The organism is Bradyrhizobium sp. 482_C4_N1_8 (assembly GCF_052075965.1).
In the GTDB taxonomy this organism is placed as follows: Bacteria; Pseudomonadota; Alphaproteobacteria; order Rhizobiales; family Xanthobacteraceae; genus Bradyrhizobium; species Bradyrhizobium barranii.
In genome coordinates this window covers 8,860,018-8,875,543 of sequence record NZ_CP197231.1, presented here as the reverse complement: position 1 = coordinate 8,875,543, position 15,526 = coordinate 8,860,018, and the positions used below count along the sequence as shown (strand labels likewise).

Sequence of the window (15,526 nt, the reverse complement as noted above, 5' to 3'; positions counted from 1 at the left end):
GGGCGCCGGGTCTGCGGCTGGTGCGTGGGGTCGTGATCGTGCAGTATTGCGCGGGACAGGGGCATCGTGGTCATGACACCTCCACAACTGCCGGCGGTCGTTGAGCCCGCCCAACTGACGGCTGCGCTGCGCAGGGGTGGCGTGCTGGACGCTGGCGCCGTGCGCGAGGTGAAGGTGCTGCATCAGCGTGACACCGTCGTGTCACACATCGTCCGCCTCGGCCTGCGCTATGTCGGGGAATCCGCCGGTGCGCCGCAATCGCTGATCCTGAAGACCGCCAATTCCGCGTTTGCGCAGACGCTCGCCAATGCCGGCCGGCACGAGGTGGCGTACTACACGCAGCCTGCGCCGAAGATGCCGCTGGGATTGGTGCCGCGCTGCTTCGACGCGCATTTCGACGAAGAAAGCCTCGCCTGGCACCTGCTGCTCGAGGATCTCACCGACAGCCACGAGGTCGCAACGCAATGGCCGCTGCCGCCGTCACGCGAGCAGGCGATCGCGATCGTCACGACGCTGGCGCGCTGGCATGCGGCCTGGTGGGACCATCCCGATCTCGGCGAGACCGTCGGCAGCTGGGCGAGCACCGAAGACAGCACGCAGCACATGGAGGCGTTCGCGGGTCATTACGACCGCTTTGCCGATTTGCTCGGTGACCGTCTCAGCGAGGAGCGACGCCTCATCTACCGTCGCCTCATCGATCAGTCGGCCCGGCTATCCGAGCGCTATCATTCGCGCCGTCATCTCAGCATCACCCATGGTGATGCCCATAGCTGGAATTTCCTGCTGCCCCGCACCGGTGTCGCCGATACCGCGCGCATCTTCGACTTCGACCTGTGGGGCATCGACGTCCCGACCAACGATCTCGCCTACATGATGGCGATGCAATGGTACCCGGAGCGACGGCAGGCGCTCGAACGCTCGCTGCTCAATTTCTATCATAACACGCTGATCGAAAGCGGCATCACGGGCTACACGCGAGGTGCGCTCGATCGCGACTACCGTTGGTCCGTGCTCTGGCACATCACCAAGCCGGTCTGGCAGTGGAGCATCCAGATCCCGCCGTTGATCTGGTGGAATAATCTGGAGCGGGTGATGATGGCGGTGGACGATTTGGGCTGCGAGGAGTTGTTGTAGAAGCTCGTGCCACCTGTTCGCTGTCGTTGCCCGGCTTGACCGGGCGACCCAGTATTCCAGAGACGGTTGTGGGATTCGGAGAAGCTGCGGCGTACTGAATGCCCCGGTCAAGCCGGGGCATGACACCTGTGGTTACTCCATCACCGCATGTTCCGGCCCCGCGGCCTGCTTGCGCAGCGTGGCCTTGGTCGAGCCGATCAGCAAGGCGAGCGGGATGGTGCAGAGGATGAAGATCATCACCAGCATATAGTCGTGTGCGAAGGCGATGATCTGCGCCTGCACGCTGACCATCCTGTCGGCCATGGCGCGGCCGGCGTCGGTGGAGAGATTGATCATGCCGCTGACGCTGGGCATCTGGAGCGCGTGGTTGAACGGGTTGATGTACTCGGACAGGATCGCGTAGGTCCTCCGCGTTCCCTGCGTCAGTTCGGCGATGACGACGGAGATGCCGACCGAGCTCGCGACGTTGCGCATCAGGGTCAGCATCGCGGTGCCGTCGGTGCGCAGCTCGTTCGACAGGGTCAGGAACGCCACCGTCGAGAGCGGCACGAAGACGAGGCCGAAGCCGAAGCCCTGGATGACGCTGACGGTGACGATCTCCGGCACCTGGGTCAGGTCGGTCCACCCGGTCATCTGGAACAGCGAGCCCGCGGTCAGCGTCAGGCCGGTGATGATCAGTGTGCGTGCCTCGAAATAACGCATCATGCGGCCAACCAGCATCATGGCGAAGAAGGTACCGAAGCCGCGGCTCGCCAGCAGCAGGCCGGCGGTGATGATGGGATAGCCGATCACGTTCTGCATGTAGGGCGAGGCCAGCGCCATGGTCGAGAACAGCACGAGCCCCATCACGACCATGAACATGCAGCCGGTGACGAAGTTGCGATCCTTGAACAGCGCGAAGCGGATGAACGGCGTCGACGTCGTGAAGGAGTGCGCGAGGAAGAAGTAGAAGGCGACGGCCGACACAATGAATTCTGCGATGATCTCGCCGGATTCGAGCCAGCCCAATTGCTCGCCGCGGTCAAGCGCGAGCTGAAGCGAGCCGATCGCGATCGCCAGCGCGGCAAAGCCGAACCAGTCGAACTTGAGGCTGATGTCCTTTTTGGTCTCGTCCATGAAGACGATCAGCCCGAGCACGGTGATGGCGCCGAACGGCAGATTGACGAAGAACACCCAGTGCCAGGAATAGGTCTCGGTCAGCCAGGCGCCGAGCGAGGGGCCCATGATCGGGCCCATCATCACGCCCATGCCCCAGATCGACATCGCCTTGGCGCGTTCCTGGAGCGTGTAATAGTCGAGCATGACCGATTGCGACAGCGGCACCAGGGCCGCGCCGAACACGCCTTGCAGCAGACGGAACAGCACCATCTGGTTGATGTCCTGCGCCAAGCCGCACAGCACGGATGCGAAGGTGAAGCCGGCGGCGCAGATGATGAAGATGCGCTTGCGGCCGAAGCGGTTGGCGATCCAGCCGACCGGCGCCGTCATGATCGCGGCGGCGACGATGTAGGAGGTCAAGACCCAGTTGATCTGGTCCTGCGAGGCCGACAGTGAGCCCTGCATGTAGGGCAAGGCGACGTTGGCGATGGTGGTGTCCAGCGCCTGCATGATGGTCGCGGTCATGGCGCAGATCGTCACCATGTTCCTGCGCAGGCCGGGGACCATCAGGCTGGCATTGGGGCCGGACATCGGATCAGTCCTTGTCCTGGTCTTTGTCCTGGTTCGCCGTCGCCGACAATCCGAACAGGCCGGCGAGCGAGCGCTTGTGGCCAGTGTCGATGGTGGCGTAGACGCTCATGCCGGCCTTCAGCTTCCGCACGTATTTGTCGGTCTCGTCGAAATAGATCCTGACAGGCACGCGCTGTACCACCTTGACGAAATTGCCGGTGGCGTTCTGCGGCGGCAGGATCGCGAATTGCGCGCCGGTGCCGGGCGAGAGCGAACCGATCTTGCCCTTGAAGACGTGGTTCGGGAACGCGTCGACCTCGAGGGTCACAGGCTGTCCCTCGGTGACGTGGGTGAGGTCGCTCTCCTTCGGATTGGCGTCGACCCAGGGGTGGGCGACGTCGATGATGGAGAACACCGGCGTGCCGGCGGTGACGTAGCGGCCGAGCTGAATCTGCTCGACCTGCGTCGCAACGCCGCCCATCGATGCCCGCACCACGGCGTGGTCGAGATTGCGCTCGGCATTGTCGAGCTTGGACTTGGCCTGCGCGTAGGGGGGGAATTTCTCCAGCGGAAGGTCGGTGTCGCCGAGCAGCTGCGTCTTGGCCGTCGAGATCTGCTGCTTGACGTATTGCGCGATCGAACCTGATGTGACCAGCGCGTTCGCGGAGTTGTCGAGGTCGAGTTGCGAGCCGTAGCTGTTCTTCACCAGCGCCTGCTTGCGCTCGACGTCGCGCTGCTTGAGGTCGACGCCCTGTTGCGCGAGGTTGAGCATGTCGCCGTAGATCTTGATATTGGCGCGGAGGTTGTCATAGGTCGACTGCGCCTGCATCAGCTGCGCCCTGGCCTCGTCCACCGCGAGGCGGAACGGCACGGGATCGATCTCGAACAGCTCGTCGCCTTGCTTGACGATCTGGCCTTCCCTCACGACGACCTTCTGGATCTTGCCGGAGATGTCGGGCGTCACCAGGACCTTCTGCGCGCCGACATAGGCATCGTCAGTGCCGACGTAGCGGCCGCCGTTCAGATAGAAGGTGAGGCCGCCGACGGCGACGACGAGCGGCAGCACGACCAGGAGCAGGAAGCGGCGATAGCGGCGCAGGCCCGCCACCAGGCGGCGGCGCGGATCGGTGCCGGCTTTCTTGGTGGGCTTGCCGCTGTCGCTCTTCTGCTCGGGCTGGAACTTGAGGACCTGATCAGCCATAGCGCTGCTCCTTACGCGCTTGTTCCGCGCCGGATGTCTGGATCGCGTTACGCACGTTTTCCTTGATGGATTCGAGTTGGGTGAGGAGACGGTGGGCGTCCGCCGGGCTGATGCCGTCGAGTGCGTTCGCCGTGAGTTCCGATTTCAGGCCGCTCATCTTGCCGAGCAGCGCACGGCCGGCCTTCTTGAGATAGAGGCGCTTGACGCGGCGGTCCGAGGCGTCGCTGCGGCGCTCGATCCAGTCGCTGTCGCAGAGCTTGTCGATCAGGCGCGTCAGCGTGATCGGCTGCATCTCCAGCAACTCGGCGAGTTCCGACTGCTTCATGCCCTCGCTGCGCTCGACCTTGGCCAGGACCGCCCATTGCGCGCGGGTGATGCCGAAGCGCGATGCCTCCTTGTCGGCATAGACCCGCAAGAGGCGGTAGAGTTCACCGAGCGTAAACAGGAAGTTCTGGTCGACGGACCCGCGGGTCATAACGTTATCTCCAATGAGCTTGACTATAATAAGCAAGCTTATGATTATTTCGTGGCGGATTAGCGGGACGCTGTCCCGCAGCAAGAGCATGGCTGACAGGCGCATTCCCGGTCGCGCTTTGGGTTCCACGGCCGAAATGCTAGAAGGCAGGCCACATGACCCTCGCAAAGCCGGCATTTCCGACGCCTGACCACGATCACGGCCGCTGCACCGCGGACGCGCTGGCGCACGCCGAGACGGTTTGCGAGGCTCGCGCGCAGAAATTCACGCCGATCCGCCGCCAGGTGCTGGGGGCGCTGCTCTCCAGCCACCGGCCGCTCGGCGCCTATGAGATCATCGACGAATTGGCAAAGTCGATGCCGCGGCCGGCGCCGATCACGGTCTACCGTGCGCTCGATTTCCTGATGGCCAACGGCCTCGTGCACCGCATCGAAAGCCGCAACGCCTACCTCGCCTGCGCCGCCCACGACCACGACGCGACCTCGGCGGTGGCGTTCCTGATCTGCGAGCGCTGCGGCCTGGTCGGCGAGATCCCGTCGGCGTCCTTCGCCAAGGATCTCAATGCCGCCGCGCGAAGCTCAGGCTTCGCACCAAAACTGTCCGTGGTGGAGATTACGGGCGTCTGCGCCCATTGTCAGAAAGCTGCATAAAGCAACAAAGGCGCAAGCCGGTATTCGGGAAGAAATGTCCGCACCACAAGCCATACCGTCCGCCGGTCGCCCCCTCAGTGCCGGCGCCATCGCCGTGATGCTCATGCTGTGCCTGACCTGGGGCTTCAATCAGATCGCGGTGAAGCTGGTGCTGCCGGAGGTGCCGCCGATGCTCCAGGCGATGATCCGCTCGATGGGTGCGTTGCCCGTGCTGTTCATCGTCGGCAGCTTGCGCGGCGTCAAATTCTTCGAGCGCGACGGCACGTGGAAGGCCGGCCTGGTCGCCGGGCTGATGTTCGGCGTCGAGTTCGTGCTGATTTTCCAGGGCCTGCGCCTGACCTCGGCCTCGCGCGCGGTGGTGTTCCTCTACACGGCGCCGTTCTTCGTCGCGCTCGGGTCCTACCAGGTGCTCGGCGAGCGGCTCGGGGGCACCCAATGGCTGGGGCTGGCTGTGAGCTTTGCCGGAGTTGCGCTCGCGATCGGCGTGCCGCAGCCCAATGTGGATTCGCACATCCTGCTCGGCGACCTCCTGATCGTGGCCGGCGCAGGGCTTTGGGCGGCGACCACACTGGTCGCCAAGGGCACCCGGCTGCGCTTCGCGGCGCCGGAAAAGGCACTCGGCTATCAGGTCGCGACCTCGATCCCGATCCTGGGCACCGCCGCCTGGCTGTTTGGGGAGACCATCACCCGGACCCCGTCGCCGCTGTCGCTCAGCCTGATGGCCTTCCAGGCGATCTGGGTGGTTGGAACCACGTTCACGCTTTGGTTCGCGCTGGTGAAGACCTATTCGGCCAGCAAATTGTCGGCTTTTACCTTCATCACCCCTTTGTTTGGCGTGGTGGGTAGCTATTTCATCATGCACGACACCTTGAGCCTGACATTCGGGGCCGCTGCGATCCTTGTAATTGCTGGGCTTTTTCTGGTTAACCGTCCCAGCTCAACGGCTGCGGCGCCGCGCGATGCATTGCTCAACGTCACCAAAACCTGATATTTGGACCCCATGAACAAGCTCGAAAACCCCATTGATTCCGACATCGCGGGCCCGGCGCCCCGGCACCGGACCACCCAGGTCAAGGTCGGCGACGTCGCCGTTGGCGGCGGTGCGCCGATCGTCGTGCAGTCGATGACCAATACCGACACCGCCGACATCGACGGCACCATCGCCCAGGTCGCAGCGCTTGCGCGCGCCGGCTCCGAAATGGTCCGCATCACCGTGGACCGCGAGGAGGCCGCTGCTGCCGTTCCGCATATCCGCGACGGCCTCGCCAAGCGCGGCATCACCACGCCGCTGATCGGCGACTTCCATTATATCGGTCACAAGCTGCTCGCGGCCTATCCGGCCTGCGCCGAGGCGCTCGCGAAATATCGCATCAATCCCGGCAATGTCGGCTTCAAGGACAAGCGCGACACCCAGTTCGCCGACATCATCGAGATCGCGAACAAGAACGGCAAGCCGGTCCGCATCGGCGCCAATTGGGGTTCGCTCGACCAAGAGTTGCTGACCAAGCTGATGGACGAGAACGCCGCGTCCGCCAATCCGCGCGACGTGCGCGCGGTGACGCGCGAGGCCATGGTGCAGTCGGCGCTGCTCTCGGCCGCGCGCGCCGAAGAGCTCGGCATGCCCAAGGATCGCATCATCCTGTCCGCAAAGGTGTCGGCGGTGCAGGATCTGATCGCGGTCTATCAGGATCTCGCGGCGCGTTCCGATTACGCCATCCATCTCGGTCTCACCGAGGCCGGCATGGGCACCAAGGGCATCGTGGCCTCGTCGGCCGCGCTCGGCATCCTGCTTCAGCAGGGCATCGGCGACACCATCCGCATCTCGCTGACGCCGGAGCCCGGCGGCGACCGCACCCGCGAAGTGCAGGTCGGCCAGGAATTGCTGCAGACCATGGGCTTCCGCACCTTCGTGCCGCTGGTTGCGGCGTGCCCCGGCTGCGGCCGCACCACATCGACCACGTTCCAGGAGCTGGCGAGCTCGATCCAGGCGTTCATCCGCGACGAGATGCCGGGCTGGAAGACGAAATATCCGGGCGTCGAAGAGCTCAACGTCGCGGTGATGGGCTGCATCGTCAACGGCCCCGGCGAATCCAAGCACGCCAATATCGGCATCTCGCTGCCGGGCACCGGCGAAGCCCCGGCCGCGCCCGTCTTCGTCGACGGCAAGAAATTCCGCACGCTGCGCGGCCCGACCATCTCCGCCGACTTCAAGGCGCTGGTGATCGACTATATCGACCAGCGCTACGGCCAGGGCGCCAAGGTGCCGGTGACCGCAGCGGAGTAAGCGCCCACTCAACATTGAAATTGTAAGGCGGGTTAGCGCAAGCGTAACCCGCCTTATTTTTTGCGCGACCGTGAAATCCGGGGCGCTGCCCACCGCGGAACGACCGTTCCCGGATTGCGCTTCGCTGCGTCCGGGCTACGATGTCCCCAATCAACAATGATTGGGAGTAACACCCATGAGCTCGCTATCCGGCAAGCAGGGTCCGCGCTATCGCCACACGGCCGAAGACGGCGCGGCTTACGAGACCATCGCGGTCGAAAAGCTCACCCCCATCATCGGCGCGGAAATATCCGGCGTCGACCTCGGCAGCCTCGTCGATGGCGATGCCCGCTCCAACCGGCAGATGGACGAGATCCACCGCGCGCTCGCCGAAAACCTCGTCATCTTCTTCCGCGATCAAAACATCACGCCAAAACAGCATCTCGCGTTCGGCCGCAAGTTCGGCGATCTGCATTTCCATCCCGCAGCACCTCACGAGGACGAAGATCCGGCGCTGATGAAGATCTACGCCGACAAGAACTCGCCGCGGGCGAACGGCGAGGGCTGGCATTCGGACGTGTCCTGCGATCTCGAGCCGCCGATGGGCTCGATCCTCTACATCAAGCAGTGCCCGCCGCGCGGCGGCGACACGCTGTTCGCCAACATGTACGCGGCCTATGAGGCGCTGTCGGATCGGATGAAGGCGTATCTCGACGGGCTGACCGCGCTGCATGACGGCGAGCCGATCTATCGCGGGCTTTACGCCAATTACGGCGTCGCCGATCGTCCGTCCTATCCGAGCGCCGAGCATCCGGTGGTGCGCACGCACCCGGTGACGGGGAGGAAGGCGCTCTACGTCAACCGCGGCTTCACCCGCCACATCAACGGCATCCCGCGCGACGAGAGCGATGCGATGCTCGCCTATCTCTACCAGCACGCCGAGAACCCGCTGTTTCAGTGCCGCTTCCGCTGGACCGAGAACGCCATCGCGTTCTGGGACAACCGCTGCACCCAGCACCGCGCGATGTGGGACTACTGGCCGCACACGCGCTCGGGCACGCGGGTCACGGTGAAGGGGGAGCGGCCGATTTAAACGGCCACCGTCGCCAATCGCTCAGTGACCTGAATCACGGACTTGGGATCGCCCCCGTCGAATGATGTGGGCTCGCGGTGCTGCTTGCAGGGGCTACAACCAGCGATATACTCGCAAAGGGCGATTTGGGGGGAATTATGCGCTGGGTGGCGGCTACCATTCTTGCGCTCGTTTTTTACGGGTTCGCGGGTCAGGCGCTGGCCGAGAAGCGCGTCGCCCTGGTGATTGGCAATTCGTCGTACCGGAATGTCCCGAGCCTTCCGAATCCCCGGAATGACGCCGCCGAGATTGCCTCCCTGTTCAGATCTGCAGGATTCTCCGCGGTCGATGCTCGCCGTGATCTTGGTATTTCAGACATGCGGCGCGCGATCAGCGATTTCGCCGAGATGGCAAGCGATGCCGACGTGGCCGTCGTCTATTTCGCCGGCCATGGCATCGAGGTCGATGGTGCAAACTACGTCATCCCCGTCGACGCGAAGTTGTCCCGCGATTTCGACATTGAGGATGAAGCCATTTCCCTCGATCGCATTCTGAAATCAATCGAGCCCACCAGGCGGCTTCGCCTCGTCATCCTGGATGCGTGCCGGGACAACCCGTTCTTGAAGACCATGAAGCGAACCATAGCGTCCCGATCGATCGGTCGCGGGTTGGCCAAGGTCGAGCCGGCGATATCCGATACGCTGATTGCCTTCGCGGCCAAGGCCGGATCGGTTGCGCTGGACGGCGATGCCAAAAACAGTCCTTTCACGGCCGCGCTGCTGCACAACATCGCCGCTCCCGGCTTGGACTTGAGGATTGCGTTCGGCCGAGTTCGCGACGAAGTGCTGAAGGTCACCAATCGTCACCAGGAGCCGTTCGTCTACGGATCATTGGGCGGCTCTGTCATCTCGATCGTCGATGCACCGAAACTGCCGCCACCGCCAACGACGGATGACATCGTCTGGAACGCCGTGAAGGATTCGGCTTATCCGGGCGTGTTCGAGGATTTCATCGCGAAGTTTCCGACGACGCCACATCTGAAGGCGGCCGAATCACGGCGTGATGAGCTCAAGCAGGCGCAAGCTGCGGCTGCCGCGCGCATACCCCCGCCGCCGACCGCCGACGAAATCGTCTGGACGGCGATCAGGGATTCGAACTATCCCGCAATCTTCGATGATTTCCTCAGCAAGTTTCCGGCCAGCAAGCATCGCGCCGAGGCGCAATCGCGCGCCGACGAGCTGCAAAAGCAGATCGCCGCCGCTGCCGCCCGCGTTCCACCGCCTCCGACCGCCGACGAGGTCGTCTGGGATGCCATCAAAGGCTCGACGTATCCGGCAATCTTCGATGATTTCGCCAGCAAGTTTCCGGCAAGCCCGCATCTGGCGGACGCCCAGAGGCGCAGGGATGAGCTGAAAAAGCAGATTGCCGCCGCGCAAGCTCCGCCACCTCCCGCCGCCGAGGACATCGTCTGGGCCGCGATCAAGGGATCGCGCGATCCCGCGATCTTCGATGAGTTCGTGAGTAAATACGCGGCGAGCCCGCACATCGCGGCCGCACGACAGCGAGGGGATGACCTGCGGAAGGAGATCGCTGCTGCTCAAGCGCCGCCACCTCCGCCTGCAGATGAGATCGTCTGGAACGCGATCAAGGAGTCGCACGACCCCGCGATCTTCGAGGAGTATTCCGTCAAATATTCGAACAGTTCGCACCTCTCCGCCGCACTGTCGCGTCGTGACGAGCTGAAGAAGGAACGCGCGGCGACAACGGCACCTCCTCCGCCCCCGCCCGCAACCGACGAGATCGTCTGGAACGCGATAAAGGATGGGCGCTCGCCGGCGATGTTCGAAGAGTTTCTGAGCAAATTTCCCGAAAGCGCGCGCTCCGCAGAGGCGCGCGAACGGTTCAAGGCGTTACAGGCGGTGCAGATGGCCTCCACCAACGCCACGCTTCCGGCTCCAGACACGACCCCGCAGCGCGAAGGACTGACTGCGATCGGCATCAAGGTGTTGTCCGATTCGGAAGAGGCGGCTCTGAAGCAGAAGGCCAGCTTCAAGGAATGTGAAAAGTGTCCGGAGATGGTTGTGGTCCCGCCGGGCGCGTTCATGATGGGGACGTCGGAGAGTGCATCGAAACGCACCGCGGAATCGTCTCGCCACAAGGTGACGTTCGCCCATTCATTCGCGGTTGGCCGTTACGCTGTCACGTTTGCGGAATGGGACGCCTGCGTCGCCGATGGGGGATGCAATGGGTACAAGCCCTGGGACAACGGTTGGGGCCGCGGGAGACGACCGGCGATCAACATTTCCTGGTCGGATGCCAAGAGCTATGCAGCCTGGTTGTCGGCCCGCACCGGCAAGACGTACCGCCTCCTGAGCGAAGCCGAGCGGGAATATGTGACGCGCGCGGGAACGACGTCATCGTTCTGGTGGGGAGTCTCCGTGTCTCGGGGCCAGGCCAACTACGATGACAGGGCCAGCCAGGACAAGAATGCAAAGGGTGCCTCCGGGCAAAAGACGGCTCCTGTCGATTCCTTCCAGCCGAATCCGTGGGGCCTCTATCAGGTGCACGGCAATATCTGGGAATGGGTCGAGGATTGCGTCAACGACACTTATGAGGGCGCGCCTGTGGACGGGAGTCCTTGGCTGAAAGGCCGATGCGAGCAGCGTGTCCTCAGGGGAGGCTCCTGGGTCAGCAAGGCGGATGCAGTCGAAGCGGGGAGCCGTTACGGCGTGCAGTCCGAAGGACGCGTGAGCAACGTTGGATTTCGAGTCGCGAGAACCTTGAGATAGCCGGGCACGAGTGCATCGGCCTCGCCAGCCGGAACAATCCCATACAATAACTCTAAGATTTTTTCATTGGAGACTTATGAAATGACAACCTACCCGGTACGCCTACCGTCGGCCCTCTTGATCAAAATCACCGCGGGGCTCGTCCTGTTCTTCGGAATCCTCTGTGGCGCACATGCGGGCGGGGGGAACACGTCGCTCGTCGTGAAATCGGGCGAGGCAAAGGAAATCTGCAAATGCGGCGGACACTGGCGCGTCGACAGCAGTGGCAAGGTCTGGCCCGTCAGCATTGAAGTCGTGACTCCGCCGAAGAGCGGTGCCGTGACGACGCGAGCGAGCACCGGGCAACGCAAATTGAGAAGCGGAGAGGCCAAGACCGTGCGGCTGACCAGCGTGGTGTACCAATCCAAGAAGGGTTATGTCGGTGAAGACTCCTTCACGTATCGGCGCGTGACGGCGGACCCTACCGACCCGGATAATGGCAAGGTATACACAGTCGCCGTCACCGTCAGGTAATTGCGATGGGGGCGGATAGGAGCCCTAAGATCTGCCCCCTTCGGCCTGCGATAAAGGCGGCGATTACGCTGCGCCAACCCACTTCACGAAGCCGTGCTTGCGTTGACGTCTTCCCGCGTCCGCGCCAATCTTCCCGAAAATCAAATCGGGAGGATCCGCCATGCTCCGCGCCGAGGACAACAAGTTCCTGACCGAGTCCGGCTTGGGGACGGGAATGGGCGAGTTGTTGCGATCGTCGTGCAGCGCTTCGGCGACGTCGCCGACTTCGTCGGGAGGCCGCGGATCGCGGCAGCGGAGTAGGACTTGTCGTTAGGACGAGGCATCGTCACAATTCTCCTCGTGTCGCTGGTCGCAATGTTGCTTCCGTCGATCGACGCGGGCCGTGCTGCCCCGGCCCGAAAGGTTGCGAAAGCCAGACCTAAGCCGTCGCCCGCACCGGAGAAATGCGAGCCGCGAAAATTTCGGATCGTCGTCGACGTCGGGCACACCCCGGACTCCTACGGCGCGTTGAGCGCGCGCAATGATCCGGAGTTCGGCTTCAACTTCCGGCTCGCAAGGCTGGTCACGGCAAAACTCAAATCCGAAGGCTTTACCGCAACCCGGCTGCTCGTCACGGACGGCAAGGCGCGGCCGAGCCTGTTCAAGCGCGTCAGTGCCGCGAATGACGGCCGGGCCGATCTCGTGCTGTCGATCCATCACGACTCAGTGCCGGACAAGCTGCTCGAGACCTGGGAATTCGACGGCGCAAAGAGCTATTTTAGCGACCGTTTTTCGGGTCACTCGCTGTTCGTGTCCGAGCGCAATCCACACTTCACCAGCAGCCTGAAGCTGGCCCGGATGATCGGCAGGCAGTTGAAGGAGCAGGGGCTGCACTATGCCAGCCAATACACCCTGCCGGTGATGGGCCGCTACCGACGCCAGCTGCTCGACAAGGATGTCGGCGTCTACCGCTATGACGGGCTCGTCGTGCTGTCGCGAGCGAGAAGCGCGGCCGTGCTGCTCGAGGCCGGCTCGATCATCAACCGCGACGAGGAGATGGAGATGAACTCGTCGGAGCGGCAGGAGATGATTGCGGGCGCCGTTGCGGCGGGGGTCGGGGAATTTTGCGAGAGGCGATAGTTGGTGCTGCCGTCATTGCGAGCGAAGCGAAGCAATCCAGAGTCTTTCCACGGCAGCAGTCCGGATTGCTTCGCTTCGCTCGCAATGACGAAAAGGCTACAACGGCACCCCCCGATACTCCCTGTTCGCAAGGCTTGCCTCTTCCAGGTCCAGGTCGCGCTCGATCCGGCGCCGCGTCTCGTCGGTGATCTGGCCGTCGCGCAGGAGGTCGTGGATGAACTTTCGCTCGGCGACGATCAGGTCGCGGGTCAGGGCGGTGCCGGCGGCGGAGACGTCGTGATGGTTGGGGTCGAGTGAATCCGGAAGCTGGTTGACACGAATCTCGTGACGCGCGCGCAGGAGCCGCATCACCTCGTCCGACACATCCTTTTCCTCGGTCATTGCGTCGAGCGACTTCAGCGCCGCCTCGAGCGCCTGGCGGCGTGCCGAGATCTCGGCCTCGTGCTCGGCGACATGCTCGTTGCGGCCGGCCTCGGCGACACCGAGCCAGCGCACCACCGGCGGCAGCGTCAGGCCGACGCCGATCAGCGTCACGAAGATGACTCCGAAGGCGACGAACAGGATCAGGTCGCGATACGGGAAGGCCTCGCCGCCCGGCAACGTGAACGGCAGCGCCAGCGCGGCCGCCAGCGACACCGCGCCGCGCACGCCGGTGAAGGCGAGCACGAACGGCCATTGCCATGGCGGCGATGGGTCGCGCTTGCGCAGGCTCTTGCTCAATATCCGCGGCAGATAGATCGCAGGATACAGCCAGACGAAGCGTGCGATGACGATGACCGTCAAAACCACCGCGGTCGCGATCATGATATCGTCGAGCGGAAACGCCTTCGACTTCTCGTAGAGTGCCCGCATCTGGAATCCGGTGAGCAGGAACAGCAGGCCCTCGATCAGATAGATGATGAGATCCCAGAAGAAGATGCCTTGCAGGCGGGTCGACGCCGAGATCAGCAGCGGCCCGTTCCAGCTCACATAGAGGCCGCAGGCCACGGTCGCGATCACGCCGGAGCCGCCGAGATGCTCGGGCAGCCAGTAGGACACGTAGGGCGTGATCAGCGACAGCGTCAGCTCGACCTGCGGATCCCTGGACCATTTGCGGAAGCGAAGGGAGAGCCAGCCAATGCCGATGCCAAAGGCGATCTCGCTGGCGACGATGAGGACAAACTCGCCGGCCGCCAGCGGCAGTGAGAAATGGCCGACCATGATGGCCGCAAGCGCGAAGCGGTAGAGGATCAGGGCGGTCGCGTCGTTCGCGAGTCCCTCGCCCTCGAGGATGACCAGGAGCCGGCGCGGTATGTTCAGACGGCGCGCGATCGCGAGCGGCGCCACCACGTCGGGCGGCGCGACGATGGCGCCCAGCAGGAATCCGATGGTCCAGGGCAGGCCGATCACATAATGCGTGGCAGTAGCTACCAGCGCCGCGGTGAAGATCACCGCGCCGACCGCGAGCAGCACGATCGGCCGCAGATTGTTCCTGAACTCGCGCCAGCTCATGGCGACGCTCGCCGAGTAGATCAGCGGCGGCAGCACCATCAGCAGCACCAGTTCCGGTGGCAGTTCCACCGGCGGCATGCCCGGCACGAAGGCGAGGCCGACGCCTGAGAGCATCAGGAGAATGGCGGGCGCGATGTTGAAGCGGCGGGCGACCAGCGCGGTGCCGGCCAGCACCGTGAGCAGGATGAGAAAGGTCTGAAATTTCGCTGCGATCATGGCCTGTCTTGGCCCGGAAGCGGCCAAAAGGTCAATGCGTCGCGGCTCACGCCAGCCGTTCGGCCACCATGCGTCCGACGCGCGCGAACACGGCTTCGATCTGCGCGGCGTTGGGCCTGCCGCCCTGGGTGTAGGCCGCGATCAGGATTGGTACATCTGGCTTACTGTCGAGCTTGGGCCAGACGACCGCGATATCGCCCGACGCATCCTTGCCGTTGTTGCCGGTCTTGTCGCCGATCTTCCAGCCTGCCGGCAGGCCGCCGCGCAGCCGGTTGGCGCCGGTCTTGCAGCCCACAATCCATTCGGTGAGCTGGGTCCGCGAGGCCGGCGACAATGCTTCGCCGACCACCAGCCGCTTCAGATTGCCGGCCATCGCCGCCGGCGTCGTGGTGTCCCGGGGATCGCCGGGCGGTGAGCGGTTGAGCTCGGGCTCGTTGTGGTCGAGCCGCGAGGTGGTGTCGCCGAGCGATCGCCAGAAGGCCGTGAGCGCGGCGGGGCCGCCGATCCGCGCCAAGAGCAGGTTGGCGCAGGTGTTGTCGCTGAGCTCGACAATCGCCTTGCACATGTCGGTGACCGACATCGCGCCGGCGGCGAGATTTTGTTTGGCGACAGGTGCGTAGTCGAGCAGGTCGGCCTTGCCGTAGGGGATCATGGCCGCAAGCTGCTCCTCGCCGCGATCGGCCCGCGCCAGCACGCAGGCCGCGAGCGAAGCCTTGAACGTCGAGCACATGACGAAGCGCTCGTCGGCGCGCCATGCGAGCTTCGCACCAGTCGCGAGGTTCTCGGCATAGACCCCGATCCGCCCGCCGGTTTCGCGCTCGTAGGATTCGAGCTCGGGTGGCGCGTCTGTGGCGAGCGCGGGAGAGGCGGCGATCCAGGCGAGCGAGGCGAGCAGGGAGCGGCGGTCGAGAGGCATAAGGGACTTTCAGACATCG

13 protein-coding genes are annotated in these 15,526 nt (G+C 64.0%); 8 read left to right on the top strand and 5 right to left on the bottom strand.

Going from position 1 to position 15,526, the window contains the following annotated elements; translation table 11 throughout:
- Nucleotides 1–45 precede the first annotated feature (45 nt).
- Entirely contained in the window at nucleotides 46–1,134 is a 1,089-nt protein-coding gene (locus tag AB7Z56_RS42025; protein ID WP_231145444.1) for an ecdysteroid 22-kinase family protein, read from the top strand.
- Between the two features lie 132 nt (nucleotides 1,135–1,266).
- On the opposite strand, the gene AB7Z56_RS42020 is transcribed toward AB7Z56_RS42025, so the two are convergent.
- Genes AB7Z56_RS42020 through AB7Z56_RS42010 form a run of 3 tightly spaced genes read right to left on the bottom strand, consistent with a single transcriptional unit; the run spans nucleotide 1,267 to nucleotide 4,478 of the window.
- Nucleotides 1,267–2,823 (bottom strand): MDR family MFS transporter, encoded by a 1,557-nt coding sequence (locus AB7Z56_RS42020; protein WP_063980032.1) that lies wholly within the window; start codon nucleotides 2,821–2,823, stop codon nucleotides 1,267–1,269.
- Between the two features lie 4 nt (nucleotides 2,824–2,827).
- Nucleotides 2,828–4,003, bottom strand: coding sequence for an HlyD family secretion protein (locus AB7Z56_RS42015; RefSeq protein ID WP_063980031.1), 1,176 nt, complete (start codon nucleotides 4,001–4,003; stop codon nucleotides 2,828–2,830).
- A complete protein-coding gene (locus AB7Z56_RS42010; protein WP_014491125.1) occupies nucleotides 3,996–4,478 on the bottom strand; it encodes a MarR family winged helix-turn-helix transcriptional regulator in 483 nt (160 codons plus the stop codon). The genes AB7Z56_RS42015 and AB7Z56_RS42010 overlap by 8 nt, the downstream gene beginning before the upstream one ends.
- Before the next feature lie 155 nt (nucleotides 4,479–4,633).
- Here AB7Z56_RS42010 and AB7Z56_RS42005 point away from each other — a divergent pair, with 155 nt between their 5' ends.
- From AB7Z56_RS42005 to AB7Z56_RS41975, 7 genes are all read left to right on the top strand, one after another.
- Nucleotides 4,634–5,128 carry a Fur family transcriptional regulator gene (locus tag AB7Z56_RS42005; protein ID WP_038943833.1) on the top strand — a complete coding sequence of 165 codons (495 nt, stop codon included), beginning with the start codon at nucleotides 4,634–4,636 and terminating at the stop codon, nucleotides 5,126–5,128.
- Nucleotides 5,129–5,162: 34 nt separating this feature from the next.
- Nucleotides 5,163–6,116 carry a DMT family transporter gene (locus tag AB7Z56_RS42000; RefSeq protein ID WP_063980030.1) on the top strand — a complete coding sequence of 318 codons (954 nt, stop codon included), beginning with the start codon at nucleotides 5,163–5,165 and terminating at the stop codon, nucleotides 6,114–6,116.
- Between the two features lie 12 nt (nucleotides 6,117–6,128).
- Nucleotides 6,129–7,412, top strand: coding sequence for a flavodoxin-dependent (E)-4-hydroxy-3-methylbut-2-enyl-diphosphate synthase (gene ispG, locus AB7Z56_RS41995; protein ID WP_063980029.1), 1,284 nt, complete (start codon nucleotides 6,129–6,131; stop codon nucleotides 7,410–7,412).
- Between the two features lie 175 nt (nucleotides 7,413–7,587).
- Complete coding sequence (locus AB7Z56_RS41990; RefSeq protein ID WP_063980028.1) at nucleotides 7,588–8,484, top strand: TauD/TfdA dioxygenase family protein; 897 nt, start codon at nucleotides 7,588–7,590, stop codon at nucleotides 8,482–8,484.
- 137 nt (nucleotides 8,485–8,621) lie between these two features.
- Nucleotides 8,622–11,252: an SUMF1/EgtB/PvdO family nonheme iron enzyme gene (locus AB7Z56_RS41985; RefSeq protein WP_063980027.1), complete on the top strand. Its 2,631-nt coding sequence runs from the start codon at nucleotides 8,622–8,624 to the stop codon at nucleotides 11,250–11,252.
- An 81-nt stretch (nucleotides 11,253–11,333) separates the two neighbouring features.
- Nucleotides 11,334–11,765, top strand: coding sequence for a hypothetical protein (locus AB7Z56_RS41980; protein WP_063980026.1), 432 nt, complete (start codon nucleotides 11,334–11,336; stop codon nucleotides 11,763–11,765).
- A gap of 354 nt (nucleotides 11,766–12,119) precedes the next feature.
- Complete coding sequence (locus tag AB7Z56_RS41975) at nucleotides 12,120–12,884, top strand: N-acetylmuramoyl-L-alanine amidase (RefSeq protein WP_414643557.1); 765 nt, start codon at nucleotides 12,120–12,122, stop codon at nucleotides 12,882–12,884.
- 96 nt (nucleotides 12,885–12,980) lie between these two features.
- Here AB7Z56_RS41975 and AB7Z56_RS41970 read toward each other — a convergent pair whose 3' ends face one another.
- Together AB7Z56_RS41970 and bla are read right to left on the bottom strand one after the other, a co-directional pair.
- Entirely contained in the window at nucleotides 12,981–14,591 is a 1,611-nt protein-coding gene (locus AB7Z56_RS41970) for a Na+/H+ antiporter (RefSeq protein ID WP_231143716.1), read from the bottom strand.
- Nucleotides 14,592–14,637: 46 nt separating this feature from the next.
- A complete protein-coding gene (bla, locus tag AB7Z56_RS41965; protein WP_063980024.1) occupies nucleotides 14,638–15,507 on the bottom strand; it encodes a class A beta-lactamase in 870 nt (289 codons plus the stop codon).
- Nucleotides 15,508–15,526 lie beyond the last annotated feature (19 nt).

What these genes read in the sequence shown, in the direction of transcription:
- AB7Z56_RS41970 (WP_231143716.1), bottom strand. Translation starts at nt 14,591, where the DNA reads ATGATCGCAGCGAAATTTCAGACCTTTCTCATCCTGCTCACGGTGCTG.
- AB7Z56_RS42000 (WP_063980030.1), top strand. Translation starts at nt 5,163, where the DNA reads ATGTCCGCACCACAAGCCATACCGTCCGCCGGTCGCCCCCTCAGTGCC.
- AB7Z56_RS41985 (WP_063980027.1), top strand. Translation starts at nt 8,622, where the DNA reads ATGCGCTGGGTGGCGGCTACCATTCTTGCGCTCGTTTTTTACGGGTTC.
- AB7Z56_RS42010 (WP_014491125.1), bottom strand. Translation starts at nt 4,478, where the DNA reads ATGACCCGCGGGTCCGTCGACCAGAACTTCCTGTTTACGCTCGGTGAA.
- AB7Z56_RS42005 (WP_038943833.1), top strand. Translation starts at nt 4,634, where the DNA reads ATGACCCTCGCAAAGCCGGCATTTCCGACGCCTGACCACGATCACGGC.
- ispG (WP_063980029.1), top strand. Translation starts at nt 6,129, where the DNA reads ATGAACAAGCTCGAAAACCCCATTGATTCCGACATCGCGGGCCCGGCG.
- AB7Z56_RS42020 (WP_063980032.1), bottom strand. Translation starts at nt 2,823, where the DNA reads ATGTCCGGCCCCAATGCCAGCCTGATGGTCCCCGGCCTGCGCAGGAAC.
- bla (WP_063980024.1), bottom strand. Translation starts at nt 15,507, where the DNA reads ATGCCTCTCGACCGCCGCTCCCTGCTCGCCTCGCTCGCCTGGATCGCC.
- AB7Z56_RS41990 (WP_063980028.1), top strand. Translation starts at nt 7,588, where the DNA reads ATGAGCTCGCTATCCGGCAAGCAGGGTCCGCGCTATCGCCACACGGCC.
- AB7Z56_RS41975 (WP_414643557.1), top strand. Translation starts at nt 12,120, where the DNA reads ATGTTGCTTCCGTCGATCGACGCGGGCCGTGCTGCCCCGGCCCGAAAG.
- AB7Z56_RS41980 (WP_063980026.1), top strand. Translation starts at nt 11,334, where the DNA reads ATGACAACCTACCCGGTACGCCTACCGTCGGCCCTCTTGATCAAAATC.
- AB7Z56_RS42015 (WP_063980031.1), bottom strand. Translation starts at nt 4,003, where the DNA reads ATGGCTGATCAGGTCCTCAAGTTCCAGCCCGAGCAGAAGAGCGACAGC.